This window comes from Exiguobacterium sp. s102, assembly GCF_018618635.1.
Lineage (GTDB): Bacteria > Bacillota > Bacilli > Exiguobacteriales > Exiguobacteriaceae > Exiguobacterium_A > Exiguobacterium_A oxidotolerans.
The window spans coordinates 321,188-339,903 of sequence record NZ_JACSML010000002.1; the positions used below are offsets into that span (position 1 = coordinate 321,188).

19 protein-coding genes and 1 riboswitch are annotated in these 18,716 nt (G+C 47.1%); of the genes, 11 read left to right on the forward strand and 8 right to left on the reverse strand.

The features are described 5' to 3' along the window. Positions 1-180: 180 nt before the first annotated feature. Both abc-f and KNQ02_RS06700 read right to left on the reverse strand, forming a co-directional pair. Positions 181-2,037 (reverse strand): ribosomal protection-like ABC-F family protein, encoded by a 1,857-nt coding sequence (gene abc-f, locus KNQ02_RS06695; RefSeq protein ID WP_251132128.1) that lies wholly within the window; start codon positions 2,035-2,037, stop codon positions 181-183. Between the two features lie 281 nt (positions 2,038-2,318). Continuing rightward, positions 2,319-3,200: a DUF1002 domain-containing protein gene (locus tag KNQ02_RS06700; RefSeq protein ID WP_214807658.1), complete on the reverse strand. Its 882-nt coding sequence runs from the start codon at positions 3,198-3,200 to the stop codon at positions 2,319-2,321. A gap of 187 nt (positions 3,201-3,387) precedes the next feature. Continuing rightward, a riboswitch (TPP riboswitch) is annotated at positions 3,388-3,493 on the forward strand. Positions 3,494-3,567: 74 nt separating this feature from the next. On the opposite strand from KNQ02_RS06700, the gene tenA reads away from it, so the two are divergent. Beyond that, the gene (tenA, locus tag KNQ02_RS06705; protein ID WP_088836637.1) at positions 3,568-4,269 is read left to right on the forward strand and encodes a thiaminase II; all 702 of its coding nucleotides are present in this window, start codon (positions 3,568-3,570) and stop codon (positions 4,267-4,269) included. A 150-nt stretch (positions 4,270-4,419) separates the two neighbouring features. On the opposite strand, the gene KNQ02_RS06710 is transcribed toward tenA, so the two are convergent. Then, positions 4,420-5,193, reverse strand: a complete 774-nt coding sequence (locus KNQ02_RS06710; protein ID WP_088836638.1) for a sporulation protein — start codon at positions 5,191-5,193, stop codon at positions 4,420-4,422. A 98-nt stretch (positions 5,194-5,291) separates the two neighbouring features. On the opposite strand from KNQ02_RS06710, the gene KNQ02_RS06715 reads away from it, so the two are divergent. The 7 genes from KNQ02_RS06715 (at position 5,292) to KNQ02_RS06745 (ending at position 11,133) form a co-directional block, all read left to right on the forward strand. Then, entirely contained in the window at positions 5,292-6,476 is a 1,185-nt protein-coding gene (locus KNQ02_RS06715; RefSeq protein WP_088836639.1) for a class I SAM-dependent methyltransferase, read from the forward strand. A 32-nt stretch (positions 6,477-6,508) separates the two neighbouring features. Further along, complete coding sequence (locus KNQ02_RS06720; RefSeq protein WP_029333102.1) at positions 6,509-6,934, forward strand: BrxA/BrxB family bacilliredoxin; 426 nt, start codon at positions 6,509-6,511, stop codon at positions 6,932-6,934. A gap of 785 nt (positions 6,935-7,719) precedes the next feature. Next, positions 7,720-8,493, forward strand: a complete 774-nt coding sequence (locus KNQ02_RS06725; protein ID WP_088836640.1) for a transporter substrate-binding domain-containing protein — start codon at positions 7,720-7,722, stop codon at positions 8,491-8,493. 60 nt (positions 8,494-8,553) lie between these two features. Continuing rightward, positions 8,554-9,210: an amino acid ABC transporter permease gene (locus KNQ02_RS06730; protein ID WP_088836641.1), complete on the forward strand. Its 657-nt coding sequence runs from the start codon at positions 8,554-8,556 to the stop codon at positions 9,208-9,210. A 13-nt stretch (positions 9,211-9,223) separates the two neighbouring features. Continuing rightward, positions 9,224-9,946, forward strand: a complete 723-nt coding sequence (locus tag KNQ02_RS06735; protein ID WP_088838454.1) for an amino acid ABC transporter ATP-binding protein — start codon at positions 9,224-9,226, stop codon at positions 9,944-9,946. Positions 9,947-10,004: 58 nt separating this feature from the next. Continuing rightward, positions 10,005-10,541 (forward strand): GNAT family N-acetyltransferase, encoded by a 537-nt coding sequence (locus KNQ02_RS06740; RefSeq protein WP_353048370.1) that lies wholly within the window; start codon positions 10,005-10,007, stop codon positions 10,539-10,541. Beyond that, on the forward strand, positions 10,534-11,133 hold the full coding sequence (locus KNQ02_RS06745) for an HD domain-containing protein (RefSeq protein ID WP_214807661.1): 600 nt from the start codon (positions 10,534-10,536) through the stop codon (positions 11,131-11,133). The genes KNQ02_RS06740 and KNQ02_RS06745 overlap by 8 nt, the downstream gene beginning before the upstream one ends. Positions 11,134-11,297: 164 nt before the next feature. Here KNQ02_RS06745 and KNQ02_RS06750 read toward each other — a convergent pair whose 3' ends face one another. The 4 genes from KNQ02_RS06750 to KNQ02_RS06765 form a co-directional block, all read right to left on the reverse strand. Further along, entirely contained in the window at positions 11,298-12,011 is a 714-nt protein-coding gene (locus KNQ02_RS06750; RefSeq protein ID WP_088836644.1) for a ZIP family metal transporter, read from the reverse strand. Positions 12,012-12,136: 125 nt separating this feature from the next. Continuing rightward, entirely contained in the window at positions 12,137-12,901 is a 765-nt protein-coding gene (gene fadH / locus KNQ02_RS06755; RefSeq protein ID WP_214807664.1) for a 2,4-dienoyl-CoA reductase, read from the reverse strand. An 88-nt stretch (positions 12,902-12,989) separates the two neighbouring features. Further along, positions 12,990-13,925: a manganese-dependent inorganic pyrophosphatase gene (locus KNQ02_RS06760; protein WP_029333110.1), complete on the reverse strand. Its 936-nt coding sequence runs from the start codon at positions 13,923-13,925 to the stop codon at positions 12,990-12,992. Positions 13,926-13,981: 56 nt separating this feature from the next. Further along, a complete protein-coding gene (locus KNQ02_RS06765; RefSeq protein WP_088836646.1) occupies positions 13,982-15,067 on the reverse strand; it encodes an N-acetylglucosaminidase in 1,086 nt (361 codons plus the stop codon). A 78-nt stretch (positions 15,068-15,145) separates the two neighbouring features. On the opposite strand from KNQ02_RS06765, the gene KNQ02_RS06770 reads away from it, so the two are divergent. Both KNQ02_RS06770 and KNQ02_RS06775 read left to right on the forward strand, forming a co-directional pair. Beyond that, complete coding sequence (locus KNQ02_RS06770) at positions 15,146-16,132, forward strand: aromatic acid exporter family protein (RefSeq protein WP_214805195.1); 987 nt, start codon at positions 15,146-15,148, stop codon at positions 16,130-16,132. Between the two features lie 205 nt (positions 16,133-16,337). Next, complete coding sequence (locus KNQ02_RS06775; RefSeq protein ID WP_088836648.1) at positions 16,338-17,462, forward strand: M20/M25/M40 family metallo-hydrolase; 1,125 nt, start codon at positions 16,338-16,340, stop codon at positions 17,460-17,462. A gap of 57 nt (positions 17,463-17,519) precedes the next feature. Here the strand turns inward: KNQ02_RS06775 and KNQ02_RS06780 are convergent, their stop codons facing one another. Further along, complete coding sequence (locus KNQ02_RS06780) at positions 17,520-17,699, reverse strand: hypothetical protein (RefSeq protein ID WP_029333114.1); 180 nt, start codon at positions 17,697-17,699, stop codon at positions 17,520-17,522. A gap of 108 nt (positions 17,700-17,807) precedes the next feature. On the opposite strand from KNQ02_RS06780, the gene rnz reads away from it, so the two are divergent. Continuing rightward, entirely contained in the window at positions 17,808-18,713 is a 906-nt protein-coding gene (rnz, locus tag KNQ02_RS06785; protein ID WP_214807666.1) for a ribonuclease Z, read from the forward strand. The last annotated feature ends 3 nt before the right edge of the window (positions 18,714-18,716 follow it).

Below are 18,716 nucleotides of genomic sequence, written 5' to 3' on the forward strand. Positions count from 1 at the left end.
CTATAAGTTGAATTATACGAATTTTCAGACAACTTGCAAGCTTTTTTTCGAAACTTTCTTTTAAAATATTTAAAATATATTTTTTCGGGTTCAGAAAAACAGATCGTCATCAAAGCATTTTTAATTTAAAAAACCACCGCACTTAATGAAGCAGCGGTGGTGAAATGATGCGTTTTTTGATTAGTGATCGACTGCCAACAATTTTTCATAGAAGTCATCAATTTGACTGACGAGCTGTTCTCGTTCTGAGAATAATGTCGTGAGGACTTCATAATCATGTGTCGCCGCGAGTGATGTATCGAGTAAAGCCACCTCATCCTCTAGCTGTTGAATCTGCTGTTCGAGTTCGCCTGCATTTAAAGCCGGATGTTTCCCGGCTACCGGCGTCCGGGTAGCGCGGGGCGTGGGTGCCGCTGATTCGACGATTGACCGGGCATGTCGTTTTTCGGCAGCATATTGGTAAGAACCGTGAAAGATTTCTGTCGTGTCATCTAGCCAATAGGTTTTCGAGAAGAGTCGGTTCAAGAAATAACGGTCGTGCGATACGGCAATCAGCGTTCCGTCAAAGTGCTCGAGTGCTTCTTCAAGCGCCTCGCGGGATTCAATGTCGAGGTGATTCGTCGGTTCGTCAAGAATCAGGACATTAAGCGGCGAATGGACAAGAATCGCGAGCATCAAGCGCATCTTTTCCCCGCCGCTTAACGCAGTAATCGGTAAGAAGACACGTGGACCGAAAAAGAGGAAACGGGCCAACAGGGAGCGAGCTGTTCCTTCGTCCGCCGAAACGTGTGAGCGGAAGTAATCGATCAGTCGCTCTTCACCCGGCATATCGACGTGTTGCGATAAAAATCCGACCTGATTTGACGGACCACGCGTGACACGTCCGTTCGTCGGCTGGAGTTGTCCAAGTAAGACACGTAATAACGTCGTTTTCCCACTTCCGTTCGCACCGACGATTCCAATCCGGTCACGTGCCGCGGCTTCGAAATCGAGCGACGCGAACAACTTCCGGCCGGCGACGGAAAGCGTGACATCCTCAAGACGGTAAACGATTTGACTGAGTTGCCCTTGCGACGAAAAGCGGATGTCAGGCACCGCTTTTTCCAGGAGCGGCCGTTTGAGTCGCTCAATCCGTTCGAGTGCCCGTTCCATGGCTTTTGCTTTTCGGAACAGTTTTTCGCTTGGCGGAGAGGCTTCATTTGCCCACTGGCGCAAGCGCCGAATCGCATCCTTCATCTGTTTGATTTTCTTTTGTTGTTCCGTGTAGGCGTGGAATTGTTCGAGGAGCAGGCGTTCTTTCGCGACCGTGTACGCCGAATAATTTCCTGGGTAGATTGTCAGTTCACCATCTTCAAGTTCAGCGATCAAGTTGACACTTGCGTCAAGAAACACGCGATCATGCGAGACGATGATGACAGCGCCCGGATAACTGTTTAAAAATTGTTCGAGCCATTCGATTGCTGCGAGATCGAGGTGATTCGTCGGTTCGTCGAGAATCAACAAGTCTGGTTCCACCAGCAGCATCCGGCCGAGGCAGATTTTCGTTTGTTCGCCACCACTTAATTGAGAAAAGGGACGTGTCAGCAAGGCATCGAGGTGGAGTCCGTTAATCATGCGCTGGATTTTCGAGTCGAGCAGGTAACCGTCCTGTTGTTCGAATTGTTCGGTCACACGCGTATACTCATTTAGCACATCGTCCAGGTGGTCAGCACTTGCCATTTGTTGTTCAAGCTGATGCATCGTCGTCCGTAAGGCGACGATTTGGGCAAATGCGGTCCAGAGAACATCAAGGCCCGTCAATTCTTCTGCGAACTGTGGAATTTGAGCCAAATAACCGATGGAAAGTCCTTTTTTGAGATAAAGGGTTCCGCTGTCCGCTGTTTCGAGTTGCGCGATTAAACGCAGTAACGTGGTTTTTCCGGTTCCGTTTCGACCGATCAATCCGATGCGGTCAGCTTGCTTAAGATAGAGCGAGACATCGGTTAAGACGGATGCTCCCCCAAATTGTTTTGTCAGGTGTTGGATGTCGCAAATCATGATCAGTAACTTCCTTTCATGCGCATCAAAAAACGGAGAACGCAAATAGCGCTCTCCGTTTACCGTAAAAGGTGCGCTTTGCTTTATTTTTCAGATGGATGTTCCTAAGAAAAGGGCAGACTCGTCCTTTAGAACGCCATTTCATGAAAAATCGCGCGCAACAGATAAAGTTGTTCCATCAACCATTGCTTACACGCAGCAAAACCCATCTTTTACACCACCTTTTCGTTTCGATAAAGTTAGTTTACCATGTTTTGAACTGAAAATGAAATCGTTTTCAGTTACTTGAACAGTCCGGAAATCGAGTTAAAGAACTTACTTAAGCCGTCAAACAGTTTTGCAAAAAATCCTTTCGTTTCTTCGGAGGTCGCGAACGCGTGGATATCTTGCCCGGCACCCTTTAATCCGGTCTCGATTTGTCCCCAGTTCAAGTCAGCTTTCTCCATTTGACTGAACAATGACGTCAACCGCTCCATTTGGGCGTCCGACAACTGGATGTTGTTATTTTGAATGACTTGGATGATGACATTCTCGATATCGACTTTGGTTTTCGGCTTTTGTTTGGCGATCTCTGCTTTGATTTCATTCATCAGTTCGGCGACTTTGTCCGTCCCGACCGTTTTTCCGACATCGGAAGTGACCGATAACTCTTGTTGGGCTAAATCTTTTCGTTCATCCGTCAATTTAATGCCGGTCTCAGCCGACGTTTGATCGTATGCTTTCATGATCCCCGTCAAAGCAGAGGTCCCGGTGACTTTATAAGGGGAAGTGATTGTGATGTCGGCGTCCGTTACGCCTGCAGTGACGAGCGCGTTCAAGTACATGTCTTTTGTTACCCAGGTAATGTTTTCGATCGCGACAGATAAACCGTCGCCTTTTTCAGCGAGTTCGATTTTTGCGGAAGAGTACATATTGCCGCCGAGTTGCGATTGGGGAACGTTTTTCCCTAAATATTTTTCTTCATCCGCTGCCGTGGCGATGACGGGCGTAATGCCTTCCGGCGCATTCAATCGGGCGAGTACCCAGGCTTTATCCTTTGCCCCGAGCGATTCACCAAGCGTGATGATTGTTTTATCGACGACTTGCTCTGCTGAAGCAGCAGTCGGTAGAAGTAAACTTGTCGCTAAAAGCGTCGTGGTCATGATTTTTGTTGCTTTATTCATAGTATAAATCCTCCGAGTATAGTAGGTAGTATCAGGTGCTAATTTCATTGTAAGTGACGTCTTCCAGAACGGAATCGGTCTTGAGGCGGAATGAACCGCCCACCTCGTGTCCCTAATCCTATACTACATTTCATTTAAAATCCTGATCATGTGACTGAAAAAATGATATAGTGAAGAGGAATTAAATAATGACCACTAGGGGAGTCGGTAGGCCGACTGAGACGACGAAGACGTTCGGACCCTTTGAACCTGATTAAGTTTGGACTTACGGAGGGAAGTGGCGTGAATATCTCTCTTGTTGTCTCTTCACGTCATGCCCTGTTCGTAGGGTGTGGCGTTTTTTGATTCAACAAAAGGGGGAATTAGGTTGAAATTCAGTCAAGAAATTCGGCAAGCCGCAAAAACATATTGGGACAGCAGTTTTTCCCATCCATTCGTCACAGGCATTGGTGACGGGACGTTACCGCTCGAAAAATTTCGACATTATGTCATGCAGGATGCGTATTACTTAAAACATTTCGCAAAAATTCAAGCCCGGGCCGCCTCAAAGGCAACGGATTTTGCGACGATCGCGGAACTCGCGGAACATGCGACATCGACCTATGCGGCTGAGCTATCACTCCATCAATCGTTTTTTGAACCGCTCGCTATTACGGAAGCGGATTTAGCAGCGTTCGAACCGGCACCGACTGCGTATGCCTATGTCTCACATATGCATCATGCGAGCGAGGGGACACTCGGGGAAACGATTGCAGCGATTTTACCGTGTTACTGGCTTTATTATGAAGTCGGACAACAACTGTTGACGAAGTCACCGGCGTCACCGATTTATCAACAGTGGATTGCAACATACAGCTCGGAATGGTTCGAACGGGTCGTCTTTGAACAGGTCGACCGGCTGGATGCTTTGGCGGCGCAAGCGACTGAAGCAGAACGGGAACGGATGAAACACCATTTCGTCAGAAGCTGTTATTACGAATTGATGTTTTGGGAAATGGGCTGGACGGAAGAAACGTTTGAACGTCTCTTTACACAAGTTACGCGTCAACCAAAAGTAACGAAACGATAAGTACAGCTTTAGCCGCTGTTGATCAGCGCGATCAGACGGCAGACTGCACAAAACCTGAGCAATTTTCAGCTTTCGTAAAGAAAGTCATGGCAATCGCTCAGGTTTTTTTGTTGGTGGATTACAGGCATGATGAAAATTCTGGTAAGGAAATCAGCTGTACCGTTCAATCAAATCGTTTAATTGTTGTTTGACGGCGTTTCGGTCCATCAAATCGTGGTTCGATAAGGATAGCTTCGTCATCGTCTCATCCGCACCCGCCATCTCACTGAAGAGCGAACCTAAGTCGTGGGCACGACGGTCGATTTGCAAGACGATGTCGATGCCGGTACGGTCTTGGAGCATGATGAGTTCGACTTCATCGAGTTTATGGGCGAAGTACGTATTGCGTGCCGAATACTCGAGTTCCTGGGCGATCGGTAAATCCTTCCGGTAACGCCCGGGAAGTTTTTCCGTGTCCGCTTTCTTGAGTCGGAAGCCAAGTTCTTCCATCGCTTCTAAGATAACGGATTGGAGGTCATTGGCTTGGACGATGATGGCGTCCCGGTCTGACGGATCGACCGCCTGGGCGATATCGAGACCCGTTTCAATCCATGACTTCGATTGACTGACCGAGAGCGGCGTATTGAATGGTACTTGAAGCGTAAACGGAATTTCGCGTTCGACACCTGCTTCAATCGTAAAGGCGGCTTCGTTTAGCGAAAAACGATCGAGTGTGAACGTCGTAAATGTCGTGCTGTCCCTGACTTCTTCTTTATATTGTGTATTAAACGCTAAATAAATCCGATCGATTTCTTGGTCGACATTGCCGCCTTTAATATGGACGGTTCCGTGAATCTGTCCGCCTGGCTCACAGCGTTCGCTGTCGAGTCGTGTATCGACTGTGGCGGCACCGATTCCGATTTGTGATAAAAGTTTTTTGAACATCGTTCGTTCCTCCTTTAATGATGAAGCTACCTTACTTGTCGAATAGGGTGGAATTTGCTACAGTTTCGAAAGAACAATCAGAAAAGGACGGGACTACAGTGGAATTACACCAAGTAAAAGAATTACTCACTCAAAAGCTCGAGGCTGCTGCTCTCGTGCATGCAACGATTAGTGGTCCGCGCCAAAAGTCGAATGATCTTCGAAGAATCAAACTAAAACCGATTCTATTGAAAGATACGTATGCAATCCAGTTAGAGTTTCAATATGAACGGATAATTAAACACGAAAATTTGTCGGTTGATGAATTTTTAGAACGACTCGACGGATTGATGGAGGAATTCCGTCAATTTTTATTCCGTTTCGAGACGGAAGAAGTTCAGTTCCAGTTATCCAAAAAAATGAAAGTATCGTTAAAAACAACGCAACAGTCACCCCTGCAAGCAGAACTGTCGCATAACCGTAAAAAAAGTCATCTCCTTGAAGATGGTGTCGTCGTTCCGTTTTTAGTCCGACTCGGTGTCATGACGGAAGACGGACAAGTCAAACGGCAAAAGTACGATAAATTTAAACAAATCAATCGGTTCCTGGAGTTCGTCGAAGATAGTATTTCCGCGTTACCGACAGACCGAACGTTACGGATTCTTGATTTCGGTTGTGGAAAATCGTACTTGACGTTTGCCTTGTATCATTATTTAAGTGTCGTCAAAGGCTTCGACTTGAAAGTGACCGGACTTGATCTCAAAAAAGAAGTCATCGAAGAATGTACAGCGATTGCGCGCGATCTCGACTATACGAATCTCGAGTTTCGTGTCGGGGACGTCCATGATTATAACGAAGATACAGAGGTTGACTTAATGGTGACGCTTCATGCCTGTGACGTCGCAACGGATGTTGCACTTGCCCGCGCCGTTGATTGGAATGCGTCTGTCATCTTAAGTGTCCCGTGTTGTCAAAAAGAACTCAATCGTCAACTCGACTGTTCACCACTCGACGTCATGTTGCAACACGGGCTGATTCAAGAGAAGTTCGCTTCGCTTGCGACGGATTCGATCCGTGCCGAAATCTTGACGCTCGTCGGTTACGAGACACAATTGCTTGAATTCATTGATTTAGAGCATACACCAAAAAATGTCTTGATTCGTGCGTATAAAAATGACCGTCAGCCGTCGGAAGAAAAAATTGACCGTTACGTCGCCTTCCGTGATCTACTACATGCGAAACCATATTTGGCGCAAGAATTAAGCGGCAGACTTGGACAGATTTCATCTAAACTCGTACAATAAGGAAGAGAACGAATAAGGGAGGAATTAGACCGATGGATTTCCAAATGTATTTTGAAGACGTCGTCCAGACAGCACGTAAAGAAGCGGCAGCTGCTGGTTTTGAAGAATTAACGACAGCTGAAAGCGTCGATGACGCGATGAAGCGTGAAGGATTGACACTTGTCCTTGTCAACTCAGTATGTGGATGTGCAGGTGGGATTGCTCGCCCGGCAGCTGCTTACGTCAATCGAATGGAAGGCGTGAAGCCAGATCATTTCGTAACGGTGTTTGCGGGACAAGACCGTGAAGCAACGGACCGGGCACGCGAGTACTTTGAAGGGTATCCACCTTCATCACCATCATTCGCTTTGATGCAAGATGGCAACATTCTTTCGATGGTTGAACGTTTCGACATCGAATCGTTTACTGCAGAAGAAGTTGTTGAAAAATTAGAGTCATTGATTGAAATTTACGCATAAGTGAATCAACTGGAGCCGTGTTTCTTAATTGAAACACGGCTCCAGCATGTATACAAACGCTTATGAAGAGTGAACATGCGACATCTAGGTGCGATCCATTCGCTTTTCGCGGTTCTAAAGCGATTCAAGACAGATTGCGCTCTAAACCGTCTGCATGTCTGGATTTCCTTCACGGTATTTCCTAAAGAGCGTCACGTTTCGTTGACTCCTACGGGAAAAAGTGCGTTTTTAACGCACTTTCAGAGGCAGGCAAGACCCTGCTCGTTGTCCATTAGGACCAAGGAGCAACGGCTTGCGCCTCGCCCGAGGAAAGCAACGAAAAAAACGCTTTTATCGCCCAATGGCACTTTGACTACAGTCTAGAGCCGTGTTTCTTAATTGAAACACGGTTTTAATTTGTCGTGAAAGTGAGTGTGCGCGAAAGAGATGTTTTTTTAGCAGTCCCCCTGAAGCAGAGGCCGACTTATTGAAAGAGCAATGAAAAAAGAAAGACGAATCGAATCAATAGCATCCCCTTTTTCGAGTTAGAAAGTACCCATGATTAAAATCCGAGGATAGCAATAAAAATGTAAGCGGATTCAAAAGTGGTTATTTACTCATGTTTTGTATAAAAAGAATCGATTTATGCATTATTACGAGATAATTATACTTTACAATGAATAAATATTCGTATATCCTAAAAGTAATAAATCGGATCAGAGCTATTTAGTATTGAATTAGAAAAAAACATAAGTCATACTATTGTTAAAGTTCTGACAATTGAGCGTTGGAAGGGGAATTTATTCATGAAAAAATTAGTAGCAACGGCAATGGCAGGCATTCTCGCACTTACGATGGCAGCATGTGGTGCATCAGATGATTCATCAGGCGGTTCAAGTGATGACAGTAAAGTATTAACGATGGGAACGTCAGCAGATTACTTCCCGTTTGAATACATCGATACGGCGAAAGGGGACGACATCGTTGGATTTGATGTCGCAATCGCAAAAGAAGTTACAAAAAACCTCGGTTATGATTTGAAAATTGAAGACATGGAGTTCGGTAGCTTACTCGGAGCACTCAGCTCAGGTCGGGTTGATTTTGTCATGGCAGGAATGACACCGACAGACGAGCGGAAGAAAAACGCTGATTTCACAGATGTTTACTTCGAATCAAAGAACCTCGTCATGACAAAAGACGAAGCGATTAGTTCGGAAGATGAACTGAAAGGTAAAAAAATCGGCGTCCAACTTGGATCGATTCAAGAAGGCATTGCAAAAGATCGTTATAAAGACAGCGAAGCCGTCTCGTTGAATAAAATTCCGGAAATCATTCAAGAACTCAATACGGGTCGGATTGATGCGCTCATCATCGAAGATGCTGTAGCGGTCAAATACATGGATCAAGACGAATCGTTAAAAACGTATGAAATTAAAGAAGACGGACCGACGGGTTCAGCCGCCGCTTTCAAAAAAGGCGACAAGATGCGTGACGAGTTCAACAAAGAGTTGAAAAAGATGATCGATGCGGGTGAAATCGACAAACTTGCAGAAGAATGGTTCCAAAAAGAAGCAAAATAAGAGAAGCACATAGGGGTGGGGGTAAACCCATCCCTTTTGCGCGACGTTAGGAGTTTGGTTATGATAGACTTTACAAAGATTCAAGATTCAATCCCATATATTCTGCAAGGGATTCCAGTTCTGTTCCAAGTCGTGCTCGTCGCTGCCGTCGCAGGGATGTTGATCGGAATCATCGTGGCAGCCCTTAAAATTACGAAAAGCAAATTCATTCGCTTCATTGGACACGCGTATACGGCAGTCTTTCGTGGAACACCCTTGATTTTGCAACTGGCAATCATTCACTTCGGTTTACCGCAACTGACAGGTTACGTCACGACAGGCTATCAATCCGCTGTCATCGCCTTTTCATTAAACTCGGGTGCTTACATCTCGGAAATCATCCGGGCAGGAATTCAAGCAGTCGATCGTGGACAATGGGAAGCAGCGGATGCACTCGGTATCCCATACATGAAACAATTGCGGTCAATCATCTTACCGCAAGCGTTCAAAAACATTTTACCAGCCATCATGAATGAAATGATTACGTTAACAAAAGAGTCGGCACTCGTCTCGACAGTCGGTGTTCTCGATATTATGCGCCGAGCGCAAGTCGTCGGTGGAGAAAAAGCATTGTACTTCGAACCCTTGTTATTTGCGGGACTCGTCTATTTCGTCCTTGTCATGGGATTGTCCTTGATTGGTCAACAAGTCGAAAAAGCTATGAGAAAGAGTGGGTAATCAGATGGAACCTATGATTCAAGTCACCGATCTGTACAAACAGTTCGGAAAGTTAGAAGTATTAAAAGGCATCACGACGACAGTCGGCCGTGGGGAAGTCGTCGCAGTTATCGGACCGTCGGGTTCAGGGAAGTCGACGTTCTTACGTTGTATCAACCTTTTGGAGCAACCGACAGGTGGAATGATTAATGTCGACGGCTTCGAATTGACAAAACCGAAAGCGAATATCGCGAAAGCGCGTCAAAACATCGGGATGGTGTTTCAACAGTTTAACCTGTTCCCTCATAAGTCAGTGCTCGATAACTTAATTTATGCCCCAATCAATGTCCTCGGTTTATCAAAAGAGGACGCAATCAAACGTGGCGAAGTATTACTTGAACGCGTGGGTCTCGCTGAAAAACGGGATAATTTCCCGAACCAGCTATCCGGTGGTCAAAAGCAACGTGTTGCGATCGCGCGTGCCCTCGCGATGGAGCCGAACGTCATGTTGTTCGATGAACCAACATCAGCACTCGACCCGGAAATGGTCAATGAAGTCCTCGATGTCATGAAGCAACTCGCGGAAAGTGGGATGACGATGGTCATCGTCACGCACGAGATGGGCTTCGCAAAAGAAGTCGCCGACCGTGTCCTGTTCCTCGACGAAGGCATTTTGATGGAAGAAGGAACACCGGTCGAGTTGTTCGATCATCCGAAAACCGACCGTGCGAAAAAATTCTTGGAAAAAGTCTTATAACACATAACCGCCATCTCTTTCATCAAAGGGGTGGCGTTTTTTGAGGAGGATGAATGAAGTGAAGTTACTAGAGGGGAAAGGCATCCGGCTGACACGTTTCCAAGCGGCAGATACAGACGTCTATCGGGGCTTTCTTGACGATGCGACGTTTGCACGAAACTTGAGTGCGACACCATATCGCTTCTTGTCAGATGAAAAAATCAACGGGATGCTTGCGAGTGATGCCCATGAGACGTTTCGGTTCGCCGTTCGTCGGACGGATGCCGAGCGTCTGATTGGTATCGTCTCCCTCGAAGATATCTTATGGTCGAACGGGACGGCTTGGTTGATGATTGGAATCGACCCAAGTGAAACCGGGAAAGGGTATGGGCGAAAAGCATTACAGCTATTACTGCGATACGCCTTTTATGAGCTCAACCTCGAGCGGATCCAGTTGACGGTCTTTGCCTATAATGAGCGTGCGATTGCATTATACGAACGACTCGGCTTCGTCCACGAAGGCACGTACCGGCAATTTTTAAAACGGGATGGTAAGCGGCATGACATGCTGCTTTACGGATTGTTGCGGACGGAGTGGGAGGATTTTTATGATTAACGAAACGGAACAGTTCGTCCGTGCCTTTCACGCGACGGATTTTTCAGGACATGACTATGCCCATATCGAACGGGTCCGGAAGATGGCTTTACAGATTGCTGCGACGGAAGGCGGGGATTTGCTGACGATTGAACTGGCGGCACTCCTGCATGATGTCGCGGACGAGAAACTCGGCGGAACACTTTCTTCCGTCGATGCGTTTTTATCCGGGAAAGTCTCAGACACTCGGAAACAGGAAATCCTTCAAATCATTGATGGGATGTCATTTAAAGGGGGGGACCGTCCACCACTTGAGACGCTGGAAGGGAAAATCGTCCAGGACGCAGATCGGTTAGATGCAATCGGTGCCATCGGGGTCGCCCGGACCTTCCAGTATGGAGCATTGACCCAAGCACCGATGCATGTACCCGGTTTAAGACCACGCAAGCCGGGAGACCGGACGAGTCCTTCGAGCACAATCAATCATTTTTATGAGAAGTTACTTTTGTTAAAGGATTTGATGAATACCGAAACGGCAAAAGGCATCGCAGAGGAACGGCATGCGTTCATGGTTGAATTTTTGGAACGTTTTCAGACGGAGTGGGAGTTGTGAAAAACGGACACAAGAGTTGATTCAAGACTCAATCCGTCCGCGCTCTCTGTTCCGATAGTTCCGTCCTGTGCGCAAAAAGTGCCGGTGAATCCGTAAATGATGCGGATTCACCGGCACTTTCTAGCTCGGTCCTTATCGTCAAGCTCTTTTAAAATCACCGAGCTTCAGCTAAGGATGATGGCAGTGATGAGACCGAGTGAGGCGAGTAGTCCGACGATCGTGCCACCTTCCTCATGCGCCTCCGGCATCATCGTCGAAGCGAGCATCGCGATGATGCCACCGCTTGCGAAGGCGCCGATCATCGCAAATTGCATATCGGGTAGGTTAGCAAGCACGGAATAGCCGGCGAGCGAGGCGAGGGCAGAAATCAACCAGACGACACCCCACATGATTAAGATTTTTTTCTTCGAAAATCCGTCTTTTTGAAGTCCGGTCGTACTCGAGAGACCTTCCGGAATATTGCTGACGAAAATCGCCGCAACGAGTGCCGCACTGACATTCCCCGACAATAAGCTTGCCCCAATCATGATCGATTCCGGAATCGCATCTAAAATCGTTCCGAAAAAGATGGCGGTGCCGGTCCCTTCGTTTCCGCCGCCTGAACGTTTCCGTTTACTCGCACCTCGCGAAGAAACAAAAAAATCAAATCCTGTAAAGACGAGAGAACCGACGATGAACGAGATAGCGACGATGAACGTCGTTGATTTATTCAAGGCTTCGTCGAGCAGTTCGAACGTCGCTGCCCCAATCAAGATCCCCGTACCGAATGACATGACATATCCGATGTACCGTTGCTTCATCGGTAAAAATAATCCAATCAATGCCCCGATGACGACTGCGCCCCCGGCGAGTGCGCCCCAACCTAAAGCCATCCACATAACTGATTCCTCCCTTATTCCATTGTTCTTTTTTCCTTTCGATAATGATTTATAAACATAGTTAATTTTTAGAGGAGAAACGAAATGAAAAAATCACCTCCCGCTTCGGAAGGTGATTGTGATAGTCAGAACGGTTGTTTGTTCAGCCAGTGACCGCCGTCCAGTGCGATGCATTCTCCATTTAAGTAGCTTGCTTGATTGGAGACCATCCAGACGGCGAGTCCAGCGATTTCTTCCGGTGTCCCGAACCGTCCGAGTGGTACATTGCGACGAATTCGTTCCGCGTGTTCCGGTGACATCGCCAGTTTATCGGCACCACCCGTCCGTTCGATCGGCCCCGGACTGATCGCATTGATGCGGGCATGATACTTATACCCCCACTCGACGGCAAGCGTCCGCGTCAAATTCAAGACTCCGGCTTTTGCGGCAGCACTCGGAGCGACACCGGCTCCAGCTTGCCACGCGTAAGAAGCGACGATGTTTAAAATCTGTCCACCTTTGACGTCATCTTCTTGCCAGCCTTTGACAAGCGCGTGTGAACAATTGAATGTCCCATTGAGGACAATGTCGATGACCGTCTTCCATCCGTTCGGAGACAGCTCATCCGTCGGACAGATGAAATTTCCGGCCGCATTGTTCACGAGTGCCTCTAAGCGACCGAACGTTTCCCGTGCTTGATTGACAGCCGCGATACAGGCATCGGTATCACGAACATCCATTTGAATGGTCAGATGCTCCCCCTCAATCTGCTTTAGTTCATGATCCGTTTGTTGTAACCGTTCCAAGTCACGTCCTGTGACGACGACGTTCCAGTCGGCTTCTTTTAAGGCGAGTGCCATTGCTTTCCCCATACCGCTCGTACCGCCTGTCACCATGATCGTTTGTGCCATTAACTTCTCCCCCTTTAGTCTGAATGAACAACCATTCATTATTAGTATTCAAAAAAGAAGGAGTGAACTCCTTCTTTTTTGTAGTCGATTATTTTGAACTAACGGCAGTATCTGTCAGGATTGGAACAACTTGTTTCTTCCGTGAAACGACACCTTCGAGGTAAACGAGGTGGTTGGTTGCTTCAATTCCATAAGCTTGTTCGACGAGTGGTGCTTGTTGTCCGAGTACGAGCGCAACTGAATTATTTGTTAAGATGTCAGTCACGAGGAACACGAACAGATCGAGTTCTTTTTCGAGAATGATCGTATTGATTTGCTCTTCAAGCTCAGCTTGACGAAGTAACACTTCAGCTGTATCGACCGTATTGACCTGAGCAATCTCGACTTTGTGTGCGCCCATCGAAAACTCTTTTGCGTCAAGTGAAATCAATTCTGTGATTGATTTTTTCGATAAGTCAGCACCTGCTTTGAGCATGTTCAAACCGTAGACGTTTGCATCGACACCGGCGATTTCTGCAAGTTCACGTGCAGCGACGATGTCTTCTTCCGTACATGTCGGTGACTTGAACAACAATGAATCGGAAACGATTGCCGATAACATCAAACCTGCGATTTCCGGTTTGATCGCGACACCATGTTCTTTATAAAGTTTGTTCAAAATCGTTGCCGTACAACCGACGGGCTCAGCGCGGTAGTAGATCGGATCTGATGTCTCAAAGTTCGCAATCCGGTGGTGATCGATGACTTCTGTGACCGTGACGTCAGCGATGTCGTCGGCACTTTGTTGACGTTCGTTGTGGTCGACGAGAATGACGTGTGATGCTTCGGCAGCGACTGCCGTAACAAGACGCGGTGCAGCGATTTTAAATTGATCGAGTGCGAATTGTGTTTCATCATTGATTTCGCCTAAACGTATCGCTTCGGCATTCACACCTAATGCTTTCTTCAGTTCAGCGTACGCGATTGCTGACGTAATCGTATCCGTATCCGGATTTTTATGACCAAAAATCAATACTTTTTCCATACTGAATCACTCCTCAATGGTTAATGTCTCGCCCATTAGTGTATCATATCTCGGAATTAGAAGGCGTCCATTTTGTACAGGATACCAGCGATTTTTTCGCTCCAGTAAGGATCCGATGCATAAAAAACGTTCATTCCTTTTGCTTTATTTCCGAGGAACGGTCCACGGTGGTACTTACCATCCGTCGCGAGGTAGTCGCGGGCGATAAACTGACCCGTTTTTCGAATCGAGTCGTCAAGCGATTTATAAGCCGTTGCATTTTGACCAGGTGCAATATCCGTCGCATTGACGCCAAACAGATTGAATTTTTCACGGGCAATCGTCGACCGACCGTAATTTGATTCATGAATCGCATGAGCGAGGAGATAGGCGGCATTGATATCAAAATCACGCTCGACTTTTTTGAACGTCTTCCCAGTACCGATCAACGGACTATCGGGCGCATTGTTTTTGATGAAGGCATCAAGCTCTTTTGCGGACAAAGGAGTCGGTTTCCGTAAATCTTTCGTCAATGTCGTCACTTCGACATAGTCGGTCGTCCGCTTCGAAATGTCTTTTGGGGCACGTCCGACGGTAATCCAGCCGCCGAGTCCGGCGTTCGCGACGATGTAGTGACGTAACGTATCACCCGTTCGTTCGTAAAACGATCGGTTCGTCGATCGTTCAAGGGGATACAAGGTCAACCGATCCGACGCAACGAAGCCGCGGACACCGGCAATTTCAATCCGACTGACGTCTGGACCGAAGTCGCGCAGTGTTAAACGGCTACCGGACGCGACATATGTCAACCGTTTTTTTAACGATTCGTCTTGATAGATGTTGAGCGTACCACCTTCGTCGACGATCCCGATACCGGGACCAGTCAAGTAGAGATAACGGTCATCCTCGGTTCGTTTAACGGCACCACGGTCGTCACCAAGGTAGGTTTTCGCTTCGCTGAACGTATCGAATTCTTGTTCCGTCGCGACTTGACCTTCTTGATATTTTTCAGCGATGTACGGAGCAGCCGGTTTTAAGACGGACGGTGGATCGTCCTTCAACAAATAGAATAGAACGATCCCGAGCAAAAAGAAAAATAACAGTCCTTTCAGGGATCCCGCTTTTTTTGCGGGACGGCCGGGACGAATCGTGCGTGTACTCAAAAAATCACGTCCTTCAAAAAATCGATAGACAACTTGGGTAAAGGATAGGTAGTCTAACAAAGAATAGGGGGGAACTCGATGTTCATTGGATATCGGACTTTAAAAACGGCCGTCGCAGCCGCACTTGCGATGTGGATTGCAGAGCAGATGCAACTCGACTACTATGTTTTCGCCGCCATCATCGCCATCTTGAGTATTCAAGCGACGCGGAAAAAATCAATTCGTTCATCGTACGAACGCATCATGGCGTCGATTCTTGCCATCGGAATCGGTTTCCTGATTTTCGAAATCATCGGTTATCGGCCAGTTGCTTTAGCACTTTATTTCATTATATTCCTTCCGTTGACGCAACGCCTCCGTCTACAGGACGGTTTTATTACGAGTGTCGTCATCTTGACGCATCTTTACACGGCACGACAACTCAACCTTGCGATTTTTTTAAATGAAGTCTACTTGATTTTGATTGGCGTCGGTGTCGGATTACTCGTCAATATGTATATGCCGAGCCTTGACCGTGTCATCACGGAGCGCCGTCAGCAAATCGATAAACGGATTGCTGCTTTGTTCTTTGAAGTCGCCGCGGCGATCGAGACGGGGCGGATCAATCATCATTCGCTGACGCTCGAAGAAACGGAACGCTTGTTGCGGGAAGGAAAGGACGCTTCGTTAAAACGGATGGGCAATGCCATCGGTCGTCGAAATGATGACGAGGACTACAGCTATTTCCGGATGCGGGAGCAACAGTTCGAACTGCTCCGCGGAATCGTCCGTAATGTTGATGATTTGGTGTTAATCGTCGAAGAAGGCAAAAAAGTCGCCGACCTGTTTCGGACGATTGGTGACAATGTCCGTCCGGAGGCCGACGCAAGGTTATTTTTACAAGAACTGGCGGACTTACTCGCGACCTTCCGTGCTTCGCCGTTACCGACGACGCGTGAAGAGTTCGAAGTCCGGTCCGCGCTGTTGCACATGTTGCAAGAAACGGAGCAATATTTACAATTAAAGCAGCGTTTCGTCGCGAGATCAGAAGAAATAAAACATCGTCGAGGCAAAAGTACCAAGTAAGAAGATTGCTAAGATCGCAATCGTCGTCCACTTGATGAGACGTTGTTGTTTGGATGGGCGTGACATGACAGGTGCAACTCCTTTCTAAAATGCAAACGTAATTACTGTTATTGTACAAACAACCCTTCTGAAGTGCAAATCAGTCAGTTGATGGTATACTGAAAAAGCGCTAGTCGAATAGTACTTACATGAGGAGGAATCTAGCATGGTCAATGAGAAACGTGTACTTGATACATTTTTAGAGTTAGTCCAAATCGATTCAGAATCAAAAGAAGAGGCACAAATTTGTGCCCATTTGAAAAAAACGTTCACAGAACTCGGATGTGACGTCTTTGAAGATGATGCATCATCGAAAACGGAACATAAAGGAAATAACTTAATCGTCACACTTCCAGCAACAAAAGACGGGGTCGATAAAATTTATTTCACGTCACATATGGATACGGTATTCCCGGGACAAGGGATTAAACCGATCATCGAGGATGGGTATGTCAAAACGGATGGTACGACAATCCTCGGGGCAGATGATAAAGCGGGTCTTGCATCAATCATCGAGCTGGTCCACGTCTTGAATGAAACGAAGCAACCGCACGGACAGATTCAATTCGTCATCACAGTTGGCGAAGAATCAGGTCTTGTCGGGGCGATGGTCCTCGATCCATCAAAAATCGATGCAGACTATGGGTTTGCCCTTGATTCAGACGGTAAAGTGGGCGATATCATCACGGCTGCCCCGACACAAGCGAAAGTGAATGCTAAAATCTATGGCAAAACGGCACATGCTGGGGTTGCGCCTGAAAAAGGTGTCTCTGCCATTACGATTGCTGCAAAAGCCATCGCGAAAATGCCGCTTGGTCGAATTGATGAAGAGACGACAGCAAATGTCGGCCGATTCAGTGGTGGTGGTCCATCGACGAACATCGTCTGCGATTATGTAGAAATCTTCGCAGAAGCACGTTCACTCGTTGCACCGAAGATGGAAGCCCAGACAGAAAAAATGAAAGCTGCCTTTGAAGAAGCAGCCGCTGAACTCGGCGGACGTGCTGAAGTCGAAGTCAAAGTCATGTATCCTGGCTTCAAGTTCGAAGACGGAGATCAAGTCGTCGAAGTTGCGAAAGCTGCAATTGCGCAACTTGGGCGGACACCACGTTTACTTCATTCAGGTGGCGGTTCAGATGCGAACGTCATCGCTGGTTTCGGTATTCCGACAGTCAACTTAGCAGTCGGATACGAAGACATCCATACGACGAATGAAAGAATGCCGATCGAAGAACTCGTCAAGACGGCAGAACTATGTGTTACGCTCGTCGATTACATCACAAATAAGTGAGAAGATAATGAAAAGAGTGTACCGCTATATTGCGGTACACTCTTTGTTCGTTTACGATTAAGTTAATTGAGGACGTTCGACGAACTCCATTGACTCAAGAACAAATTCTTCAGTACATAATAAGGTCGTCGCGATTTCTTGAATCTGAATCGACTTGCCGTACTTTTGCCGATAGTTCTCGTTTAGCATCCGGGCTTCGTGTACGATTCGTGCATAGGTCCGTTCGATTTTGGTCATGGAAAAAACCACCTTTCGAATCAGTATGGGTACAGTTTACCATGCTTCGTTGTGTGAAAGATGTATTTTGTGTATAAAAAATGCTAATTTTACGAAAAGGGGAAAAAGATGGAATTTTATTTTTTAGGTACAGGAGCAGGAATGCCTTCGAAACAACGCAACGTGTCGTCAATCGCCTTGATGCACCCGAAGATGACGTGGTTATTTGATTGTGGTGAGGCGACGCAACACCAAATCTTACACAGTCCGATTAAACCACGAAAAGTCAGCACGATTTTCATCACTCACCTTCACGGGGATCATATTTTTGGTTTGCCCGGTTTCATCAGTACGCGGGCAGCGCTTGAAGGAACGACACGATTGACGATTTATGGACCGAAGGGGTTACAGGAGTGGCTCGATGCGACACTTCGTGTCACAGGGACATATTTACGCTATCCGCTAGACGTGATTGAAGTCGAAGCGGGTCAAACGTACGAACATGAAGGATTTACGATTACGGTCGCCGCACTTGAGCATCGTTTTTTAGCGTATGGGTACCGGATCGAAGGGCATCAAGAAAAAGGGATGTTGCTCGTCGATCGCTTAAAGGAGCACGGTATTCCGTCCGGTCCACTCTATAAACAAATTAAACAAAGCGATTCGTTCGAGTTTGAGGGAACGCTTTACGAGTCAGCAGATTTTTTAGGGCAACCGAAACCAGGCGTGAAGTTGGCCGTCTTAGGCGATACGACACCTTGCGAAGCGAGCATCCGCTTAGCCGACGGAGTCGATGTGTTGATTCATGAGGCGACGTTCGCCGATACCGAAACAGAACATGCGGGACGTTTCGGACACTCGACAGCACGTCAGGCGGCGGGAATTGCAAAACAAGCGGAAGCGAAAAAATTATTATTGACACATGTCTCAGCCCGTTATGTCGAGCAAGAGGATCACTTAGAACGTGAAGCACGGGAAGTATTCCCTGAATCGTATCTCATGGTGGATCATCAATCCGTCCAAGTGAAGGCGTAAGTG

Bases quoted from the DNA above. Each gene is read 5' to 3' on its own strand.
- KNQ02_RS06730 (WP_088836641.1), top strand. From the start codon at position 8,554: ATGATAGACTTTACAAAGATTCAAGATTCAATCCCATATATTCTGCAA.
- KNQ02_RS06710 (WP_088836638.1), bottom strand. From the start codon at position 5,193: ATGTTCAAAAAACTTTTATCACAAATCGGAATCGGTGCCGCCACAGTC.
- KNQ02_RS06745 (WP_214807661.1), top strand. From the start codon at position 10,534: ATGATTAACGAAACGGAACAGTTCGTCCGTGCCTTTCACGCGACGGAT.
- KNQ02_RS06750 (WP_088836644.1), bottom strand. From the start codon at position 12,011: ATGTGGATGGCTTTAGGTTGGGGCGCACTCGCCGGGGGCGCAGTCGTC.
- KNQ02_RS06720 (WP_029333102.1), top strand. From the start codon at position 6,509: ATGGATTTCCAAATGTATTTTGAAGACGTCGTCCAGACAGCACGTAAA.
- KNQ02_RS06775 (WP_088836648.1), top strand. From the start codon at position 16,338: ATGGTCAATGAGAAACGTGTACTTGATACATTTTTAGAGTTAGTCCAA.
- KNQ02_RS06725 (WP_088836640.1), top strand. From the start codon at position 7,720: ATGAAAAAATTAGTAGCAACGGCAATGGCAGGCATTCTCGCACTTACG.
- KNQ02_RS06760 (WP_029333110.1), bottom strand. From the start codon at position 13,925: ATGGAAAAAGTATTGATTTTTGGTCATAAAAATCCGGATACGGATACG.
- fadH (WP_214807664.1), bottom strand. From the start codon at position 12,901: ATGGCACAAACGATCATGGTGACAGGCGGTACGAGCGGTATGGGGAAA.
- KNQ02_RS06700 (WP_214807658.1), bottom strand. From the start codon at position 3,200: ATGAATAAAGCAACAAAAATCATGACCACGACGCTTTTAGCGACAAGT.
- KNQ02_RS06735 (WP_088838454.1), top strand. From the start codon at position 9,224: ATGATTCAAGTCACCGATCTGTACAAACAGTTCGGAAAGTTAGAAGTA.
- KNQ02_RS06770 (WP_214805195.1), top strand. From the start codon at position 15,146: ATGTTCATTGGATATCGGACTTTAAAAACGGCCGTCGCAGCCGCACTT.
- KNQ02_RS06780 (WP_029333114.1), bottom strand. From the start codon at position 17,699: ATGACCAAAATCGAACGGACCTATGCACGAATCGTACACGAAGCCCGG.
- rnz (WP_214807666.1), top strand. From the start codon at position 17,808: ATGGAATTTTATTTTTTAGGTACAGGAGCAGGAATGCCTTCGAAACAA.
- abc-f (WP_251132128.1), bottom strand. From the start codon at position 2,037: ATGATTTGCGACATCCAACACCTGACAAAACAATTTGGGGGAGCATCC.